General features: G+C 47.2%; 17 protein-coding genes and 2 pseudogenes. 17 read left to right on the top strand and 2 right to left on the bottom strand.

Annotated features, from left to right (window positions below):
- The first annotated feature begins 17 nt into the window (after positions 1 to 17).
- Positions 18 to 575 (top strand): bifunctional transcriptional activator/DNA repair enzyme AdaA, encoded by a 558-nt coding sequence (locus T458_RS49760; protein ID WP_031306152.1) that lies wholly within the window; start codon positions 18 to 20, stop codon positions 573 to 575.
- A 13-nt stretch (positions 576 to 588) separates the two neighbouring features.
- Positions 589 to 1,078: pseudogene (locus T458_RS49755) on the top strand (methylated-DNA--[protein]-cysteine S-methyltransferase).
- Positions 1,079 to 1,180: 102 nt separating this feature from the next.
- Here the strand turns inward: T458_RS49755 and T458_RS49750 are convergent.
- Positions 1,181 to 2,371, bottom strand: coding sequence for a coenzyme F420-0:L-glutamate ligase (locus tag T458_RS49750; RefSeq protein WP_023558632.1), 1,191 nt, complete (start codon positions 2,369 to 2,371; stop codon positions 1,181 to 1,183).
- A 127-nt stretch (positions 2,372 to 2,498) separates the two neighbouring features.
- Between T458_RS49750 and T458_RS49745 the strand changes: the two genes are divergently transcribed.
- The 15 genes and pseudogenes from T458_RS49745 to T458_RS49685 all read left to right on the top strand — a co-directional run bounded on the left by T458_RS49745 (position 2,499) and on the right by T458_RS49685 (position 19,188).
- Complete coding sequence (locus T458_RS49745; RefSeq protein ID WP_023558631.1) at positions 2,499 to 3,386, top strand: LysR family transcriptional regulator; 888 nt, start codon at positions 2,499 to 2,501, stop codon at positions 3,384 to 3,386.
- Positions 3,387 to 3,510: 124 nt separating this feature from the next.
- A complete protein-coding gene (locus T458_RS49740; protein WP_023558630.1) occupies positions 3,511 to 4,218 on the top strand; it encodes a DUF421 domain-containing protein in 708 nt (235 codons plus the stop codon).
- A 96-nt stretch (positions 4,219 to 4,314) separates the two neighbouring features.
- Entirely contained in the window at positions 4,315 to 4,980 is a 666-nt protein-coding gene (locus T458_RS49735; protein WP_354702695.1) for a tetratricopeptide repeat protein, read from the top strand.
- 21 nt (positions 4,981 to 5,001) lie between these two features.
- Positions 5,002 to 6,246, top strand: coding sequence for an MFS transporter (locus T458_RS49730; RefSeq protein WP_023558628.1), 1,245 nt, complete (start codon positions 5,002 to 5,004; stop codon positions 6,244 to 6,246).
- Between the two features lie 186 nt (positions 6,247 to 6,432).
- Complete coding sequence (locus tag T458_RS57675) at positions 6,433 to 7,863, top strand: MHYT domain-containing protein (RefSeq protein WP_023558627.1); 1,431 nt, start codon at positions 6,433 to 6,435, stop codon at positions 7,861 to 7,863.
- A complete protein-coding gene (locus tag T458_RS57670; RefSeq protein ID WP_023558626.1) occupies positions 7,814 to 8,881 on the top strand; it encodes a putative bifunctional diguanylate cyclase/phosphodiesterase in 1,068 nt (355 codons plus the stop codon). Before T458_RS57675 ends, T458_RS57670 begins: the two co-directional genes overlap by 50 nt.
- A gap of 2 nt (positions 8,882 to 8,883) precedes the next feature.
- Positions 8,884 to 9,756, top strand: a complete 873-nt coding sequence (locus T458_RS49720; protein WP_023558625.1) for a LysR family transcriptional regulator — start codon at positions 8,884 to 8,886, stop codon at positions 9,754 to 9,756.
- A gap of 240 nt (positions 9,757 to 9,996) precedes the next feature.
- On the top strand, positions 9,997 to 11,112 hold the full coding sequence (locus T458_RS49715) for a C45 family autoproteolytic acyltransferase/hydrolase (RefSeq protein WP_023558624.1): 1,116 nt from the start codon (positions 9,997 to 9,999) through the stop codon (positions 11,110 to 11,112).
- A 37-nt stretch (positions 11,113 to 11,149) separates the two neighbouring features.
- Positions 11,150 to 12,775 (top strand): ABC transporter substrate-binding protein, encoded by a 1,626-nt coding sequence (locus T458_RS49710; RefSeq protein WP_023558623.1) that lies wholly within the window; start codon positions 11,150 to 11,152, stop codon positions 12,773 to 12,775.
- A 78-nt stretch (positions 12,776 to 12,853) separates the two neighbouring features.
- Complete coding sequence (locus T458_RS49705; protein WP_023558622.1) at positions 12,854 to 13,804, top strand: ABC transporter permease; 951 nt, start codon at positions 12,854 to 12,856, stop codon at positions 13,802 to 13,804.
- Positions 13,805 to 13,820: 16 nt separating this feature from the next.
- Positions 13,821 to 14,744, top strand: a complete 924-nt coding sequence (locus T458_RS49700; RefSeq protein ID WP_023558621.1) for an ABC transporter permease — start codon at positions 13,821 to 13,823, stop codon at positions 14,742 to 14,744.
- Between the two features lie 15 nt (positions 14,745 to 14,759).
- A complete protein-coding gene (locus T458_RS49695) occupies positions 14,760 to 15,773 on the top strand; it encodes an ABC transporter ATP-binding protein (RefSeq protein ID WP_023558620.1) in 1,014 nt (337 codons plus the stop codon).
- Positions 15,763 to 16,764, top strand: coding sequence for an ABC transporter ATP-binding protein (locus tag T458_RS49690; protein ID WP_023558619.1), 1,002 nt, complete (start codon positions 15,763 to 15,765; stop codon positions 16,762 to 16,764). Before T458_RS49695 ends, T458_RS49690 begins: the two co-directional genes overlap by 11 nt.
- Before the next feature lie 216 nt (positions 16,765 to 16,980).
- A pseudogene (locus T458_RS58050) lies at positions 16,981 to 17,121 on the top strand (NAD(P)H-dependent oxidoreductase); the annotation flags it as partial.
- Positions 17,122 to 17,319: 198 nt separating this feature from the next.
- Entirely contained in the window at positions 17,320 to 19,188 is a 1,869-nt protein-coding gene (locus tag T458_RS49685; RefSeq protein ID WP_023558618.1) for a serine hydrolase domain-containing protein, read from the top strand.
- Here T458_RS49685 and T458_RS49680 read toward each other — a convergent pair.
- A complete protein-coding gene (locus T458_RS49680; RefSeq protein ID WP_023558617.1) occupies positions 19,139 to 19,564 on the bottom strand; it encodes a hypothetical protein in 426 nt (141 codons plus the stop codon). The two genes, T458_RS49685 and T458_RS49680, sit on opposite strands and share 50 nt — an antisense overlap.
- Positions 19,565 to 19,566 lie beyond the last annotated feature (2 nt).

Genomic DNA, 19,566 nt, shown 5'->3' with positions numbered 1-19,566 from the left:
AAGGATCGTGGAGTTACATGGTGACTAGTATGAATCTTTCATTTGAAGAGATGTGGGAGAAAATCATCGCTTGTGATCGTAAATATGATGGGCTATTTTTTACGGCAGTCAAAACAACCAAAATCTACTGCCGTCCTTCCTGCAGATCAAGGAAGCCCAAAAAAGCCAATGTGGATTTTTACCACGACATCAATGAGGTTGAAAAAGCTGGTTTTCGTGCTTGCAAAAGATGTCAGCCGGAAGTGGAGCATTCCCCGAATGTTGGGGTTGTTAAAAATATCATTACATTTTTAGTCAATCATTATAAACAACATGTGACATTACAAGATATTGCAGATCAAGTCGGTTTAAGCCCCTTTTATTTGGAACGCTTATTTAAACAAGAGACCTCGGAGACTCCACGGACTTATTTAGAAAAAATACGTATCGATAAAGCAGCTCATCTTCTAAAATGCTCATCGCTGACGAACCTTGAGATCTGTTATGAGGTGGGATTTCAGAGTCCATCCAACTTTTATAAAGTGTTCCGAAGCATAAAAAACTGTTCGCCTAGTGAATATCGAAAGGTAACTTGAGGGGAGCTATCATATGAAAATATATAAATTAGATTATGAATCGCCCATTGGCGTGATAGAAATCATCGGTGACCACAAAGCTATCCGTTCTATTTTGTTTTCTGAAAAGAATAAAATGGTGAATGTTTTGCAAGCTGAAACTCCTCCGGTTTTGATAGAATGCTATCACCAACTTGACGAATACTTTACAGGCGATCGCCATGCATTTACCTTCCTCTATCAATTCGACGGAACTGACTTTCAAAATACAGTATGGAATACCTTGCTTAAAAATACCGTACGCCAATACGGAGTCCTATCGGGATATTGCGGTTTCCATTGGAAATGAAAAAGCGATCAGAGCGGTAGGGAGTGCAAACGTGAAAAACAAGTTAAGCATTGTCATTCCTTGTCACAGAGTAATCGGTTCAAATGGGAAATTAACCGGTTATGCAGGGGGCCTATGGAGAAAAGAATGGCTGCTTCAACATGAGAGAAATCATTACTCCCATTCTTTTGCATAGACTTTATGTTTGCTTAACGGGGAGTCGTAACAGAAAACAGCGGTAGTCTAGGACTTGATTCCGTCCCAGGCTGCCGCTGTTTCGTCTTGCTGGTTATTCTGTTTAATGCGTATAGTTGTCAAAATAACCCTGAATATAGACAATCGGTGTGCCTTTATCGCCGCTTCCGGAAGTCAGATCAGATAGTGAGCCGATCAGGTCCGTCAATTTCCTAGGTGTAGTGCCTTGTGCTTCCATGGCCCCTACTAGGTTCGAATCCTTATTGCTAATATATTGAGAGATCGCTTGCTTCAGCTCTTCGCCTTTCAAATCAGCGAAGTTATTATCAGCGAGATATTTTAACTTCACTTCATTCGGTGTGCCATCAAGTCCTGCTGTGTAAGCGGGCGACACAACTGGATCTGCAAGCTCCCAAATTTTGCCGACAGGGTCTTTGAAAGCTCCATCCCCATAAATCATTACTTCCACATGCTTGCCTGTTTTTTCTTTCATCATGCGCTGGATGTTATCCACGATGGGTTGGCAATTGCGCGGGAATAGTTTCACACTATTTTCTGTCGATTTATTGGATCCCAACAGCCCGTACGCTTCATTGCATCCGCTGCCTTCAATCGGCGCTGTCAGGATGTCGTCCAGGCTATAAATGTTATCTCCGCCATTTTCTTTCAAGATTTTCTTTGTTCGGAATCTCGAATGAATATCACAAGTCAGCACATGTTTGGTGTACGTCAAAATGGTCTTTGGATGATTCGAGAAAATGACTTCGCATTCGACACCGTATTCTTCAATCAGCGATTTATAGTAATCGATATAATCAATGCCGGTAAAGGTATGCTTCTGATAACCAAAAAGCTCACGGAATTGTTGCTCGGTCAAAACATCAGTCCAAGGATTAACTCCTTTTTCATCAAGAATGTCGAGATCCACTAGGTGATTCCCAACCTCGTCAGATGGATAGCTGAGCATGAGAACAATTTTTTTCGCCCCTTTTGCAATACCGCGAAGACAAATGGCAAAACGATTGCGACTTAGGATCGGAAAAATAACCCCAATCGTTTCATCGCCGAATTTGGAGCTGACGTCTTTCGCAATATGATCAATCGTCGCGTAGTTGCCTTGAGCGCGAGCAACGATAGATTCTGTTACCGTAATGATATCTCTGTCTTGTATAGGGAAGCCTTCAACTTCGGAAGCTTTTAACACACTGTCGACAACAATTTCCTCAATGCTGTCCCCTTGATTTATGATTGGGCAACGAAGGCCTCTGACTACTGTTCCAACCACTCTTTCCAAAATAAATCGCTCCTTAGGGCTTTTATGGTAAAGTGCAAGAATTGCCTTTCTATTTGTACTATACACCGAACTAATGATATAAGTGAAATTAATATATCAAATAATTGATATAAGGGGTGCTTATGCATTGAGCAAATTAGATTTATATAAAGTGTTCTGTACGGTAGCGAATCGAAAAAGCTTCTCCAAAGCGGCTCATGATCTTTACATGACGCAACCAGCTGTTAGCCAAGCCATCATGCAATTGGAGAGAGAGTTAGATACTCGACTGTTTACAAGAACCTCAAAAGGAGTTTTTCTAACAGACGAAGGCAGGCTGTTATTTGAATATGCGAATTCCGCCGTGAATTTTATTCGAGTCGGAGAAGAAAAGCTGCTGGAACTGAAAAATTTGACGACGGGTGAGTTGAAAATAGGTGTTGGCGATACGATATCCCGTTATTTTTTGCTTCCCTATCTAGAGGAATTTCATAATCGGTATCCCCATATTAAGTTCAAGATCGTGAATGGTACAACGCTTGAGATTTGCGCCCTCATAAAATCAGGCGGCGTGGATATTGGGATTTGTAATTTTCCCCTTGAAGACCCTGGATTCGAGCTTATACCATGCATTGATATTCAAGATATTTTTGTTTACGGGGAAAAATTTAAGGACATATTTTCTGGACCTGTCAGCCTGGAGCAGGTAGTAAAGCTGCCATTAATCTTCCTTGAATCAAAATCGAATTCCCGAAAGTATGTCGAAGATTACATTTGGTCGAAAGGGATCAAAATATCGCCGGATTTTGAATTGGGATCACACGAATTATTGTTGGAGTTTGCAAAAATCAATTTGGGAGTAGCCTGTGTGACGAGAGAGTTTTCCCGCGAGTACCTGGATGCAGGGTTATTATATGAAGTTCCATTAATGGAGGAGATACCAAAGAGAAGTATTGGTGTGTGCTTTTTAAAAAGTGTATCTCTATCGCCAGCATCGAAAAAATTTGTAGAGATACTAGAAAATAGGTTGTCGTAATGCAATTACTTCCGTGCTGGAACCATAGGAAACGCAAATCGCGCCACTTAGGCGGTTTTGCGTTTTTTGCTGCGATATATTCCACCACTTATTGGAAATACTCTCTGTGAAGGGAGGATGTTTCATGCACCTGTACATGGAGATTATTCTGAGGACAGTCTCAGCATTACTTATACTTCTACTGATAGCAAAATTTCATGGGAAACAAACCGTTTCCAATATGACATTTCATGACTTCGCGACAGCCATAACAATGGGTGCCATTGCTGCCAACTTAGCTTTTAATGAAAAGGTCCCTGTCAAGTACCTGATCCTATGTCTGGTTATTTTATCGTTAACTTCTGTTGGATTGTCTTGGCTATCTTTAAAGAGCACCATTGCCCGAAAATGGATTTCCGGCAGTCCTACCGTCCTTATTGAACATGGAAAAATATTAGATGACAACATGAGAAAGCTTAAATTTACGCTAGATTCACTCAATCAGTCGCTGAGGCAAAAGGACATTTTTGACATTTCACAAGTTGACTATGTCGTTCTGGAGACGAACGGACGGCTTTCTGTAAAAAAGAAAGAGGAGTACCTGAATGTGACAAGAAAGGATCTGAAGCTTCGTTCTTCAAAATCCATCTTTCCGGTTGAATTGATCATGGATGGCAAAATCCTTGAAAAAAATATAAGTGAAAACGGGATTTCAAAGGATTGGCTACTATCTCATATCAGAAAAAAGGGGAAAAAAATAGAGGATGTATTTTATGCCGTGAAGTCTTCAAACGGGAAGCTGTATTTTGATTTTTACCATGATGGAATTGCCGCACCCGTTGACAAGGAATGATCCATCATAACAAAATTTGACCATTTCTAGAAAAGGCTTTTATAGTAAGGAGGGAAATGTAGAAAGAAAAGAATTGAGGGAAAACTATTGGGGAAAGTGTTCATATTCTCAATCTTGTGGTGGCTGACGGGAAATCCTTTTGTCGCCATGCTCATTATTCTGCTGCTGTTGTACGTATTGGATCTTCGATTTGTCCGATTGCTTCCTGACATCACCAAACCCTATCGCAGATGGAGACGGCTTAGCAATCTGCAGAACCAGCTTCGCCTGAACCCGCATGACACGAATAGCAAGCTGGAGATCGCACGTTTGCATATGGAGAAACACCAGTATAAGGAGGCTCTCCCGTATCTGGAGGAAATCTCAACGGTGATGCAGGATGCACCGGAATATTTGTGCGACAAGGGAATATGCCTTTTAAAGGTGGGCCGGATGGAAGATGGCTTGCCATTAATCGACCAGGCGCTGAAAGCCAATCCGCGGGTCAAATACGGGGAACCCTATCTCGTCATGGGGGAGGCCTATGCCAAACAGAATCAACAGGAAAAGGCCCTTGCCTGTTTGGAAGAGCTGGCACGGATGAACATGTCTTCATGCGAGGTGTACTACAAGCTGGGAGAGCTGTACCTTGCCTTGCAGCAAAAGGAGAAAGCCAAGGCGTCTTACCGGGAGGCGGTAGAAGTATATCGTGGATTGCCTTCTTATAAACGCCGGACGGAAAGGCGTTGGGCCTTGCTGTCGTGGTTGAAATCTTTCAAATAGAAGCGGGAGGGTTGTTAGCCATTGAACACAGGGAATGATGATCGGAAGGAGAATTGGGTAAAGAATATTGTTCTCTTTTTAAGCAGCCAGACGATATCTCTTTTTGGATCGTCCCTGGTTCAATATGCCATCATGTGGTACATAACCCTAACGACGGAATCTGGCGTGATGATGACATTGTATATCATTTGCGGTTTCATTCCGACTTTTCTTTTATCTCCGGTTGCTGGGGTTTGGGCGGATCGATACAATCGCAAAATGCTGATTATAATAGCTGACGGCCTCATTGCAATCGCTACGTTGATTCTTGCCATTCTCTTCTTAATGGGATTTGATGCGATTTGGCTGCTTTTTGTAATGGCAGCGATTCGTGCCTTTGGGACAGGGATACAGACGCCTGCCGTCGGTGCGATTTTGCCGCAAATTGTTCCGAAGGATAAGCTGACAAAGGTGAACGGAGCCAATGGGAGCATTCAAGCTGTTATCATGTTCGTATCTCCCATGGCCAGTGCAGCTCTATTCGCAATGACCTCGATTGAAATTATTTTTTTCATTGATGTCATTACTGCAGCAATTGCGATTGTCACACTGCTTGCTTTTGTAAAAATCTCTGTACATGAGAAGGCTGCGGAAAAACAGACTACGAGCTACTTCCGTGACTTTAAAGAAGGTTTACAATATGTCAATAACCATGATTTTCTGAAAAAGTTCTTCCTATTCTTTGCATTCTTCTTTGTATTGATGGCACCTGCCGCATTTTTGACACCCCTGCAGGTTGCACGAAGCTTTGGTGATGACTTGTGGAGACTAACTGCTATAGAAATCGCCTTTTCAATTGGCATGATGGCAGGCGGAGGAATGATTGCGGCTTGGGGAGGCTTCCAAAATAAAGTGAAAACGATGACATTCGCGAGTCTGATCATGGGGGCCTGTACAATCGCACTCGGTATCGTTCCGGTCTTTTGGATTTATTTGGTCTTCATGGCTTTATTCGGGGTTGCCATGCCAATTTTCAATACGCCGACCACAGTTATTTTGCAGGAAAAGATCGAAGAAGATTTTTTAGGAAGAGTCTTTGGAGTAATGGGGATGATTTCAACCTCCATGATGCCAATTGGAATGCTTATTTTCGGTCCGATCGCAGATATGATCAAAATCGAATGGCTACTTGTAGGAACAGGAATTTTCATCATCATATTAGCCGTCTTTTTAGGCCGAAATAAAGTACTGATCGAAGCGGGAAAACCGGCATTGAAAGAATCATAACGAACGAGCATCAGATGGACAGGGGAAGGGTAGGTATGATGCATCTACCCAACCTCTGTCTTTTTCATGGTTGTTGAAATAGTGGAAAATGATTGCAGATATCCAAGACGTTCAGTATGCTTGATTTTAATGAATTTGTCATGTCAAAACTCAAGCTGAGTCAAAGGAAAGCTAGGTGCAACAAACATGGATCATACCTTGCACGGAACGTATGATTATTTTTTGGTCATCCTATCCTATCTCATTGCGGTAGCCGCTTCGTATTCTGCACTCGATCTCGCTGGCAGGGTGAATAACAGCAAAGGGAAGAATAGGCTGCTTTGGTTGGTTTTCGGGGCGATGTCGATGGGGTTGGGAATCTGGTCGATGCATTTCGTGGGAATGCTGGCGCTCACCCTCCCGGTCAAGGTTGTTTACGATATTGGCCTAGTTATTTTGTCTGTTATTTTTGCCATACTTGTGTCAGCCATTGCTTTGCTCACAGTAACGAGAAATACGCTGGAGGTTAGGCAGATTTTCATCGCCGGGTTATGTATGGCTGCCGGTATATCCGGTATGCACTACACCGGTATGGAAGCGATGAATGTCGAGATTACCTACGATCCGTACTATGTGATTCTTTCCATCGTAATCGCGGGCACAGCATCCTTTGCCGCACTGTGGCTCCTGTTCTATGTGAATCGGGATCAATCGCGATTCGTGTATCTGTATAAATTGGGAAGCTCTCTGATTATGGGAGCGGCTATCGCGGGCATGCATTACACGGGAATGGTAGCTGCCCATTTTCATAGTCCGCACATGACGGACAGCCAAGAGATGCAGATGGGTACCGATTCGCTGGCTTATATTATTGTCGTAGCTACGTTTTTTCTGCTGGGTTTGACGTTGTTTGGCGTTTTCATCAATAAACGGCTTTCTCAAAAAGATTCGAGAATTGAGGAGAATGAAAGCTGGTATCACTCGTTATATGAAAACAACGAGTACGGCATTATCTCGATCAATACCTCTGGGGTGATTCTAAACATGAATCCAGCGATCCTCAAAATAGGAGGATTGCGGGCAGAGGACTTTCTTCAGCAGCCTATTTCCAAAATTAGTACGATTCTTGCCGAAGATGTAAGAGAGAATACGGCAGACTGGTACAATCAATCCTTTGGGCAGACGGCCAAAAATTTCGAGACGACTCTTATCCGCCCAGGCGGGGAAAAAGTGGAGTTAAGTGTGATCAATGTACCTGTTACGATCCAGGGCGAGGTCGTCGGGAATCATCTTTTTATTAAGGATATTACAGAGGAAAACCGGGTCAAGACCATCATCAAGCACCAGGCCGATCATGACGAGCTAACAGGACTGCCTAATCGCAGAAAATTTTATGAGTTGTTGAATCGCACCATAGAGGAAAACAAGGGAGAAACAACGATCTTTGCCGTCATGGTTTTGGATATAGACCGGTTCAAAATGATTAATGATTCACTGGGACATACCTACGGAGACTTGTTCTTGCAAGGGGTAAGCGACCGGATCGTCCGATGCGCGGAGGCTTCCCAAGCGACTGTAGCCCGAATGGGTGGAGACGAATTTACGGTGTTTTTCCAAAACGGGAGCGGACGGGGCTGAGGCAGCGGAGTTGGCGCAGCAGATCATGGAAGCACTCAAGCAGCCGTTTCATTTGAAAGACAATGATTTCTACATATCTGCCAGTATTGGTACGGCATTATTCCCGATTCATGGCAAGGATTCTGTAGACTTGCTGAAAAAGGCCGATACTGCTATGTATCAGGTGAAGCGTCAGGGGAAAAATGGCCACCAGTTTTACTCGCCTGACCTGGATCTTCAGTTATTGGACCATATCGAAATCGAAAGTGATCTGCGAAAAGCAATAGAACGCAATGAGCTGGAGCTGCATTACCAGCCGCAATTTCATGCTGAGAGCAATCAGATGATCGGTGTGGAGGCTTTGGTCAGATGGAATCATCCGAAGAAAGGCTTGATGTCTCCCGGCTTGTTTATTCCCATAGCGGAGGAGACAGGGTTGATTTTTGAGATCGGGACGTGGGTATTGAAGGAAGCTTGCCGTCAGATGAAGCTATGGCATGATGAGGGGGGGCCTTTGATTCCGATATCGGTCAACCTGTCATCACAGCAGTTCCATCAGCCAAATCTGGTGATGTATATCAAAAACATCCTGGAGGAGACAAAGCTGGCACCCAATTACCTGGAGCTGGAAATCACTGAGAGCATGATGATGGACCCTGCTGTATCAATCGCGATTCTGCAGGAATTGAATAAGATCGGGATTCGCATCAGTTTGGATGACTTCGGAACAGGCTATAGTTCGTTGAGCTATCTGAAGAAATTCCCGATACACAAATTAAAAATTGATCGTTCCTTCATTATGGACATTACACAAAACAGCAGTGACAAAGCGATTGTGGCCGCGATCATCTCGATGGCCCAGCATCTGAAATTGGACGTCATTGCAGAAGGAATCGAAACGAAGGATCAACTGGATGTCCTCACAGAAAATGACTGTCAGGAAATTCAGGGATACTATTTCAGCAGACCATTATCTGCGGAGCAAGTAGAACAGGAGTTTTTTATTCCTGGCCGAATCGCAGGCGAAATCGGGGGATAAGCATGAATGAGAAGGACTATCTTCTGCTGAAATATATAGCGGAAGCGCAGAACCTGACCAAAGCTGCCGAGCTTCTCTATATTACCCCACCGGCTTTAACCTATCGACTGCAGCAGTTGGAGAAAGAATTCGGAGTACCCATACTTGCCCGAAGCGGGAAAAAAATCGAATTTACTCCAGAAGGAAAATACTTGTATCAATATGCCCAAAAGGCAAGTACAGAGCTGCGCAAGGCGAAAGATTACATGTTGAATATGGCAAATGAAGCCCAAGGCACCTTAAGGCTCGGAGTATCCAGGGTGATAGCCCATTACAAGCTTCCCCCCATCCTTAAAGAGTTTGTCAGCCTGTATCCCAGGGTCGAAATCAATGTCAAGACGGGGATCAGTGACGAAATATACGAATGGATACGCAATGAGGAGATACACGTCGGGATCGTCAGAGGCAAATATACGTGGTCAGAACAAAAGTATTTGCTAAAAGAAGAAAACATCTTCATCATTTCAAAAAATAAAATCAACCTGGACGATTTGCCCAATATCCCGCGGATCAACTATAAAAACAGCTCGGATTTCAGCGAGGAGATCAACAACTGGTGGTATGAGAGGTTTACCGCTCCCCCTCTCATTACCATGCAGGTTGATACGTTTGAAATATGTAAGGAAATGGTAATGAATGACCTGGGCTATGCAATCATCCCGCAGATTTTTCTATACCCTGACGATCCCTTGCATGCATACGAGCTTGTGACAAAAAGCGGTGAACCTGTAACGCTGAAGACGTGGATGCTTTACAGGGAATCAACCACCCAGTTGGCGATTGTGAATAAATTTGTGGCTCATTTGCTGGCCCTTGATTTTATGAATGATAAGTAACTCATTTGAAAGATGCAGTGCGATATCGTGCTGCATCTTTTCGTGTTTGGAAGAGGATGAGGCTATCTTCAAATTTTTTAAAGAAACAGACAAAAAATATGAAATTTACTTGAAGAGTAACCGCGTGGTACGTTCATTGTACGGAATATTTCAACAATAGGCACACAAGCTGGAAAGGAGTCGAGGGGAGAAAACCACGTTCCTGAAAAAACAGAAATAAAAGAGTAAGGAGAAAATCGGATGTCGCAGCAAAACACAAAACGATCGACACAATCATTTCCTTTCTATCGATTTAGCGGGACCTATCGCCAAATCGGTCAGCAGTTTGGAGAAGCTTGCTCGGAACTGATTCTAAAGCATCGTGACTATGCGCTGGATCGCTTGAATAGCCGCTATCAAATGACGGCTGAAAAATTGGAAAGCGCTGTCATGAAGTACCGTCCCTATGTCCAGAAGTATGCAGAATTCTTTGATGAAGAGGTGCAGGGAGTAGCAGAAGGTGCCGGAATTTCGATCGCGGAAGCCTATCTGTTGCAGGTCAGGGCGGAGATCAATCATGATGCCAAAGCCAACAATGAGTGCACGACCTTTGCCGTATTGGCGGAGGCGACGTCCAATGGGATTCCGTTGATTGGACAGAACTGCGATCTGCCGGCCTTTTATTCCGAGCTGGGAGTGGTGGTGGAGTGTGTTCCGGATCGTGGACCGGCCACGCTTATGCTAACCCCTGCGGGGCAGATTTCTTATGTCGGGATCAATCAGAGGGGCCTAGGGGCTTTCGCCAACTTTCTAACCTGTGACGGCTGGCGCGCAGGCCTTCCTCGTTATATGTTGTCCCGGCTGGCGCTTTCCAAAGACACAGTCGGAGAGGCAGTCGAGCTGATCCGCCAAGTAGAGCGTGCATCTTCGCGCAACCTGATTCTGTTGGACAAATACGGGGGAGCTGTAGACTTCGAGAATACGCCAACCCGGGATGCCCTGATTTTCCCCGAAAACGGTCTGCTGGCTCATTCCAATCATTACACCGCAGAGAGTTTGCTGGCTGAGGAGCGATTGCGGGGCGTAGAGCTGGAGAATTCGCGGATCAGGCTGGAGCGGATGCTGAGCTTGTTGAAGGAGCACCACGGCAAGTTGAATACTACGGTGATGCAGGACATCTTGCGGGATCGGGAAACATTTCCCCACTGCTTGTGCCAGGTTGCGGGTGATGAGAGAGTACAGTCTCCGGGAGACAAGGGAGCAGACATCATCACGTTTGCTTCGGTCATCGCAGAACCCGGGGAAGGGAATCTGTGGGTAGCACTCGGTCCTCCCAATCAATACGAATACAAACGCTATACCTTTTCCCAGGCATAGCGGAATCTAAAAAGCAATGATAAAGGGGGTAGACAAAATGAAGGCATCTCGTATTGTCAGAACATTGGCTATTTGGATTGTAGCGGCATCATTGGCTGGATGCGGGGCACAGACGGCTCAGACAGGACAAAATGAAGGGGCTCAACCGCCTGGTCAGGGGCAAACCCAACCAGAACCCGCTAAGGAACCACAAGCAGTTTCAGGGGGAGAATTGAAGATCGCCTACCAGGCACAACCACCGACTCTCGACCCGCATGTGACTACCTCGCAGGCTTCGGCCACAATCGGGCGCAACGTATTTGAGACGCTGGTGACCTCTGATTCCAAGTACCACGTCCAACCCATGCTGGCAGAGTCATGGGAGCAGAGCGAGGATGGAACAACGATTACCTTCCGGCTGCGCCAGGGAGTCCGCTTTCATAACGGCAAAGAAATGACCGCTGACGATGTGGCGGCATCCATGAATCGGTGGATCCAGATATCCAGTGCCGGGAAGGATCACTTCACTGGGGCTGTTTTTGAGGTCAAGGATGCTCAGACTGCCGTTCTTACCCTGAAACAGCCTACCGCCACAGCGATGGCAATCCTCGCATACGGCGGGGGAAATTACCCGGCAATTATGCCCAAAGAACTGATCGATCAGGCAGATCCAAAAGGCGTCAAGGAATATGTCGGGACTGGACCATTCCAATTCAAGGAATGGAAACAGGATCAGCAAATTCACCTGACCAAATACGCGGATTACCAGGCCAGAAGTGAAGCGGCGGATGGCTTGGCTGGAAAGAGAGAGGCGCGGGTTGACGATATCTACTTTATTTTTACTCCTGATTCGTCGACGCAGGTTGCAGGACTTCTCTCCGGGGAATTCGACATCGCGGCTGATGTCTCCTACGACAGTGTCCAGCAGTTGGAAAGCAATCCTGAGATCAAGGTGGATGTCGCTCCTACCGGTATGCTGAACTTGTACTTTAACAAGAAAAAAGGATTGTTCGCCAATGAGAAGGCGCGTCAGGCAATCGCAGCGGGCATCGATGCGGAATCCATCCTGATCGCAGCCTACACGCAAGAAAAATATTACGAGCTTAACCACAATATGATGATGTACTACCAGATCGGTCAGTGGTCCAGTGAGAATGGCCGTGAATCCTATAATCAGAATAATCCCGAAAAGGCGAAGCAATTGCTCGGCGAAGCGGGCTACAAAGGCGAAGAAGTCGTCATCATGACGAGCCGCGACTATGAAGATATGTACAACGGGGCAGTCGCCTTCCAACAGCAATTAAAGAACCTGGGGGTCAAATCAAAGCTGGAAGTGTATGACTGGCCTACTTTCACTGAGCTGAGAAATGATGAAAGCAAATTCGATATCCTCGTCATCACCAATACGCCCAAACCCGAGCCCAGCTCCCTTGCGTTTATGAGAAAGGATTTCCCCGGGTGGACCGACAGTCCCGAGCTGGATGAGCTTCTGGTGAAATTCAGAGGAGCGCCCAATCTGGAAAAAGCCATGTCAGTCTACGATGACATACAGAAGTGGTTCTACGAGTACGTCCCTGTAGTCAAGATTGGGGATGGCAATTCCATCTCTTCCTCACAAAAATCGGTGGAAGGCATGACGTGGCTGGACGGCTTGATTTTGTGGAATGTATCCAACGCCAAATAAGAAACGCTGTCTCCACCCATTCTTTCTTCGGGAATGGGTGGAGAATTTTCCTGAAATCGAAGAAAGGAAGGATGACTCGTGAATCTTTACCTGGTTAAGAGAATCTTAGCCCTGATACCTGTGCTGTTTGTAGTCTCCGTGGTCATCTTTCTGATCATTCATATCACTCCGGGTGATCCTGCTTCTGTGATCCTGGGGGAATCGGCCACTGCGCAGGATGTGGAGGCCCTTCGGCAACAGCTTGGGCTTGATCTCCCGATGTATCAGCAGTACATGAACTGGATCCTAGATGTGCTTCGTGGTGATTTGGGAGAGTCCTATTTTATGAAAGAGTCGGTCTCCGAGGCAATATTCAGCCATCTCCAGCCGACGCTTTCACTCGCGATTCTGGCCCAGATTATCGCACTATTGATCGCGATTCCACTCGGCATTACCGCAGCACTGCGAAGAGGGACGGCAGCCGATCAGACAGTGATGGGCTTCTCCTTGCTTGGGATGGCCATTCCCAGCTTCCTGCTGGCTCTTTTCTTGATTCTTTTGGTCGGCGTGAAGTTGCAATGGCTGCCCGTGGCGGGATACAAGCCTTTGGAAGCGGGGCTGTGGACTCACCTGAAATATTTAATCCTTCCCGCTGTGTCCCTAGGAGCGATTCAATCCGCCTTGATTACGCGGATGACTCGCTCATCGATGCTTGAGGTCCTCAACATGAATTACATGAAAGCTGCGCGTTCCAAAGGCGTGAAGGATCGGCAGCTGATCTACAAGCATGCCCTGCGCAATGCCTTTCTCCCGATTCTCACAGTCATTGGACAGACATTTGGCGGCTTGGTCACTGGGGCGGTGGTGACTGAAACGATATTTAACATACCGGGTATCGGACAGCTCATCATCAATTCTGTCGAGAGGCGAGATTATGAGGTGATACAGGGAGTCGTCCTGTTTGTGACCTGTGCGTATGTCTTCATTAATCTGATCGTCGACATCCTGTATGGCGTCATTGATCCAAGGGTGAGATTGGAGCGGAAATAGAAAGGAGGAATGCAGGATGGATGCACTTGGATCAAACGCGAAAAGGCTGGAATTGTCCCAAGTAAAACAAACGTTGAAAAAAGAACAGCGCCGCCTTCAACAGCGCCGTTTTCTCTCCAATACATTGATGCTCACCGGAAACATCATCATCGTACTGATCACGGCCTTTGCTCTGGTAGGGCCGTATCTGGTGTCCTACGATCCTTATGAAATGGACCCGGTCAAAAGACTGCAGCCGCCTGGAGCGGAGCATCTGCTGGGAACGGACAACTTCGGTCGCGATCTGCTGACCCGTATTGTATATGGCGCGCGGGTATCCATCGGGGTCGGGTTTTCTGTAGCGCTCATTTCCGCAGCGGCGGGCATGGTGATTGGCCTGTATTCCGGCTATTACAGGGCTCTCGATCAAGTCCTGATGCGGATTTGCGATGGTTTGATGGCGATTCCGGGTATCTTGCTGGCGATTGCCCTCGTAGCGGCTCTAGGCCCGATGACGGAAAATGTGATCATTGCGCTCGGGATCGTGTTCATCCCTTATGTCGCCAGGATTGTCCGGTCAGCTACCCTCGTCGTACGGGAAGAAACCTATATTGAAGCGATGAAGGCGCAAGGAGCTAGTGCTACACGCATCATCTGGATGCATATCGCTCCCAATACACTGTCCCCACTCGTCGTGCAGGCGACCTTCATCTTTGCGGATGCCATCATCACCGAGGCAGCCTTGAGCTTTTTGGGAGCCGGAGTCCCTACACCGGACCCTAGCTGGGGGAACATCCTGTACGATGGCAAGCTGGTCATCTTCAAAGCCTGGTGGATGACGGTTTTTCCAGGGATTTTGATTATTTTGACGGTCATGGGCCTGAATTTTGCGGGAGACGGGATTCGCGACATGGTAGATCCTCATTCCAGTCTCTCCTTTAAAAGAAAGAAGAAAAAATAGAATGGGGGGATTATCGTGACGAAACCACCTCTCTTGGAAGTAAATGAGCTGAAGGTCCATTTCTATACGGAACGCGGTCGCATTACGGCGGTTGACGGCATCTCCTTCCATGTCCATGCAGGGGAAATCGTCGGTGTTGTCGGGGAGTCTGGATGCGGGAAAAGCGTGACATCCCAGGCAATCCTCCGATTGCTGGACGAAAAAGACACCGTGGAATATGACGGTAAGATCCTTTTTGAAGGGACGGATTTACTGCAATTGCCTGAGGCAGGTATGCAAAAAATCAGGGGCAATGAGATTTCCATGATTTTTCAGGACCCGCTCAGTTCCCTCAATCCGGTCTTCTCGATTGGTTCCCAGATTGCCGAATCGCTCATGCTTCATCAGCAGATTTCCAAAAAGGCAGCTTTCGAAAAAGCGGTAGAGCTGTTGCGGATGACTGGCATTCCGGCACCTGAGAAGCGCGTGCATGAATATCCCCATCAATTGTCGGGAGGAATGAGGCAGCGGGCGATGATCGCGATGACATTGGCCTGCCAGCCGAAACTGCTGATCGCCGATGAGCCTACGACTGCGCTGGATGTAACGATTCAAGCCCAGATTCTGGATCTGATGCTGGAATTGAATCGCGAGCAGGGCATGGGGATGATTTTTATCACGCATGATCTCGGAGTGGTCGCTGAATTATGCAGTCGAGTGGTCGTGATGTACCTGGGACAGATTGTGGAAGAAGCAGATGTGGACACCTTGTTTGCCCAGCCACGCCACCCGTACACAAAAGGGTTGATGAAATCAATCCCGCAAATGGATTCCGATCGCTCGCAAAAACTGCATGTCATCGAAGGGATGGTACCGACCCTGGACAATATTCCAGCCGGTTGCCGCTTTGCTCCCCGCTGTCCATATGCAGATTCCATGTGCCATGAACGGCCTCCCGCATATGAGGAGCATGCAGCGGGACATAAGGTGAGATGCTGGCATGCTGAAAAAATCGCACAGGAAGAAGAGGAGAGAAGCTATGTCTCATGAAGCCATGGAATCCCGAAAGCCGCTTCTGGATGTGCGCGGACTCAAAAAATACTTTCCCGTTAAAGGTCCTTTAGGCCCCCTGGGCGGGGTAAAGAGCTACGTAAAAGCGGTAAACGATGTCTCATTCCAGCTGCATGCAGGCGAGACGCTCGGCATCGTCGGAGAATCCGGGTGCGGCAAAAGCACGATGGGGCGTACCATTTTGCGGCTGACAGATCCAACAGCCGGGCAGGCGTTTTATGGAGACGAAGATATTTTTCAGCTTTCCGGAAAAGAATTGCAAAAGATCCGCAGGGACATGCAAATGGTCTTTCAGGATCCATTCTCATCGCTCAATCCGCGAAAACGCATCGGGCAAATTCTGGAGGAGCCTTTGGCCATCCATTCCATTGGTGACACAAAGGAGCGTACCGAACGGGTAATGGAGATGATGCACAAGGTAGGCCTGCAAGTAGACCATTATTTTCGCTATCCCCATGAATTTTCGGGTGGCCAAAGGCAGCGCATCGGTCTGGCCCGAGCACTGGTAGTCAATCCGCAGATTGTGATCTCGGATGAGCCCGTCTCTGCGCTCGATGTGTCCATTCAATCGCAAATCATCAATCTGCTGCAGGAACTGCAAGCAGAATACAGGCTCACTTATCTTTTCATCGCCCATGACATCAGTGTCGTGCGTCACATTTCGGATCGCATCGGGGTGATGTATCTCGGCCAGATGGTAGAACAGGCCCCGACAGAGAGTTTGTTTGCCAACCCGTTGCACCCTTACACGCAAGCGTTGCTGTCAGCTGTTCCCATTCCCAATCCACAGAGGAAGAAAGAACAGATTATTCTGCGGGGGGAGATCCCGTCGCCGATGAATCCTCCGTCCGGTTGCATTTTTCACACAAGATGTCCGCACGCGATGGACGTGTGCAAGCAGGAGGCGCCGTCGCAGATAGAAGCGGCTTCCCGGCATATGGTTTCCTGTCATTTATATACGAAACCATGATTGGACTGCCGCTTACGATCACTTGCGAAGAGACAGACAGCGTGATCGAGGCTTTTGCGGAAGAACTTTCAATGACCCGGTAAATAGAGGTGTGAGCTCTATATTAAGCGATTGTTTAAAGGTTAGACGTTTTGGCTGTCCCTCCTGTCATTTTCATGACAAGGGATGGCTTTTTTTATATGTTCCACATGCATGAAGCCCCAACCACACATATCGGAAAGGACCGTGCTGCAGTTCCCCTTTTATTGGTACAGTGCGCCGCCTCTGCTGAAAAATTGGTTCGACGAAGCATGGACGTATGGGTGGGCTTATGGTCCCGGCGGTGTTGCGCTTAGGGGCAAAGAGTGTATCATCGCCACGGAACGTATCTGCCCGCCTTTGTCGTCTATAATGCCAGTACTGGCTCGGATGCCTACTTGGTGAACGAGGTAAAGAGGTATAAAGCGTACATTCAGACCGCACCACAGGCATTATCACTTAATTGCGCAACCCCCTTCACTCCCAGACGTATACAAAGATGTTTACCAATCCAAGAAGAATGGAGTGATCGGGAGAGTGAACCACCTTCAACCCCCCACGCGCAAGCCATTGGGTTATCCGTTTTTCACAGCGCTGTTTCTCGCGGCGACCCTTTTCTCATCTGCCGTAATTCCTGCTGCTTCAGCAGAAAGCAAGCCAACCATTCAGGCTCAAGCAACCAAAAAGCCCCTTACCCCGGAACATGCAGAGGAGTTTCTGGATGCTTTCTTTGCCGATCCGTCTACAGCACCTCATTTTGTGGGGGCATCTGTTGTAATTGTCCAGAAAGACCGAATCATCGCTCAAAAAGGGTACGGCTACGCAGATCAGGAGAAAAAGACAGCAGTAGACCCGATGAATACGGTTTTCCGCATTGCATCGGTTTCGAAGTCCTTTACGGCTGTCGCCATCATGCAGCTTGCCGAGCAAGGGAAAATCGATCTGCAAGCAGATATTCGCACTTATCTGGAGAATATCGACTATCAAAATCCTTTCACCAAGCCTGTGACAGTCGAGCACTTGTTGACGCATACGACAGGCTTCGATATACGCGACCCGAAGCCGGAAGATTTGCATGGCGATTTTGACAAGGTTACCTCGATGGAGGATTACGTCAAGCAGCATATGCCTGATGTTTTGCGCGAGCCAGGCAGTTCCTATATGTACGATAATTTCGATTATTTATTGCTCGGGCTGATCGTGCAAAATGTCAGCGGAGAACCGTACGAAAGCTACATGGAGAAGCATGTATTCGAGCCGCTTGGAATCCACAACAGCGGATTTTTGCTGGAGGGGGATTTCTTGAAGCATCTGGCAATCGGATACGATGCTGCGAATCAGCCAATCAAGCCATATGCCTTCACATCGACAATCATGCCGCACGGAGGCATGCTGTCGACGTCGGAGGATGTCGGCAAGTGGATAATCGCATTGCTCAATCAGGGCAAAAACGCCTCTGGCCGCATTCTTTCACCAGAGTCTGTGGAACAGATGATGAAGTACCGCTCTGCCATTCATCCGTTGCTGCCGGATACGACGTACGGGTTTGAAGGAGCGTTCCAGATCCCGGAAGCGGGGAGCAGTCCGGCGGTTGTGACCAAGGCGGGGGATCTGCCAGGATTCAGCTCGTACCTGATCCTCATTCCGGAAAAAGAAACGGGTGTTTTTCTGACGTACAACAAGCAAGGCGCCTTGCGCAATCTTTTCTATTCGGAATTCATGGAGACCTTTTTCCCTGAATATGCCGCGCCCGCAAAACTGGAGACAGGCAAGACCTCTTCCGTTGGGGAGTTGGAAAAGTACAATGGACTTTACCAGGACTTGAGGGTGAAGAGTCTGGTCACGTCTGTGAAGGCGACGGGCCAGGGGGAATTGACGATTTCCGATGCGTTGATCGGTCCTCGCGTGCTGCACCAGGCGGGAGAGGGACTGTTTATCGATGATATGACCCGACAACTGACAGCGTTTAAACTGGATGAAAAAAATCAGACGGTGTATATAAAGGAACCTTACCTCAATCCTTTGGGCTATGCGAAAAAGGGAGAGACGCCTGCGGGGTATACGGACGTCAAAGCAGATCATCCGTATTCACACTACATCTACAGCTTGCAGTCACTCAAAATCTATCCCAATGAGGCAGGGCTGAACTTTCAACCGCAAAAGCCTGTCACCAGAGGGGAATATGTGCGCGATCTGTTAGTGGCAAGCGGTATCAAGAGCAGCAGCACAAAAGATTTTGTATATCCAGCCTGTGAATCAGATCGCAGAGCAAAGAAAAGACCAGTAAGAACAAAACGACTGCTGCCGGACTTTCGAGCCGGGATGCAGTCGTTTTTTATCGGAGGAGGCAAGTCCCCTAAGATTTGCGATAGAGGTGCAGAACGGTTTTCTTGTCCTTGTTGCTGACGTAATAGGCAATCGCGTTGCCATCCTTGCTCACAGTGAAATTTCCAAGCTCCTCATCTTCTTTTAGCTGGGGAGCATGGACTTCCTGTGCTGTTTTCGTGCCAAAATCAAAGTAATGAAACTTGTTGTCATGAGTAACCAACATAACATTCCCGTCTAGCAAGGGAAAGGTCGTGACACCATCGCCGATGTCGATTACTTCCTTGGTCTGAAGATCGAATGCATGCTGAAACAAGTCACCCCGGCCCTCTGTGGAATACAGGACGTAGCTCCCGTCATGGGTCAGGATGCTGTCCTGTGCTTTTTCATTGTGAGGGAAAAGATCGTTGGTCCGGTATACCCATTCCCCCTGCTTCGTCTCCAGATCGTAGACCACAA

It is taken from the genome of Brevibacillus panacihumi W25 (assembly GCF_000503775.1).
GTDB lineage: Bacteria > Bacillota > Bacilli > Brevibacillales > Brevibacillaceae > Brevibacillus > Brevibacillus panacihumi_A.
This window is presented reverse-complemented; position numbering and strand designations above follow the sequence as displayed.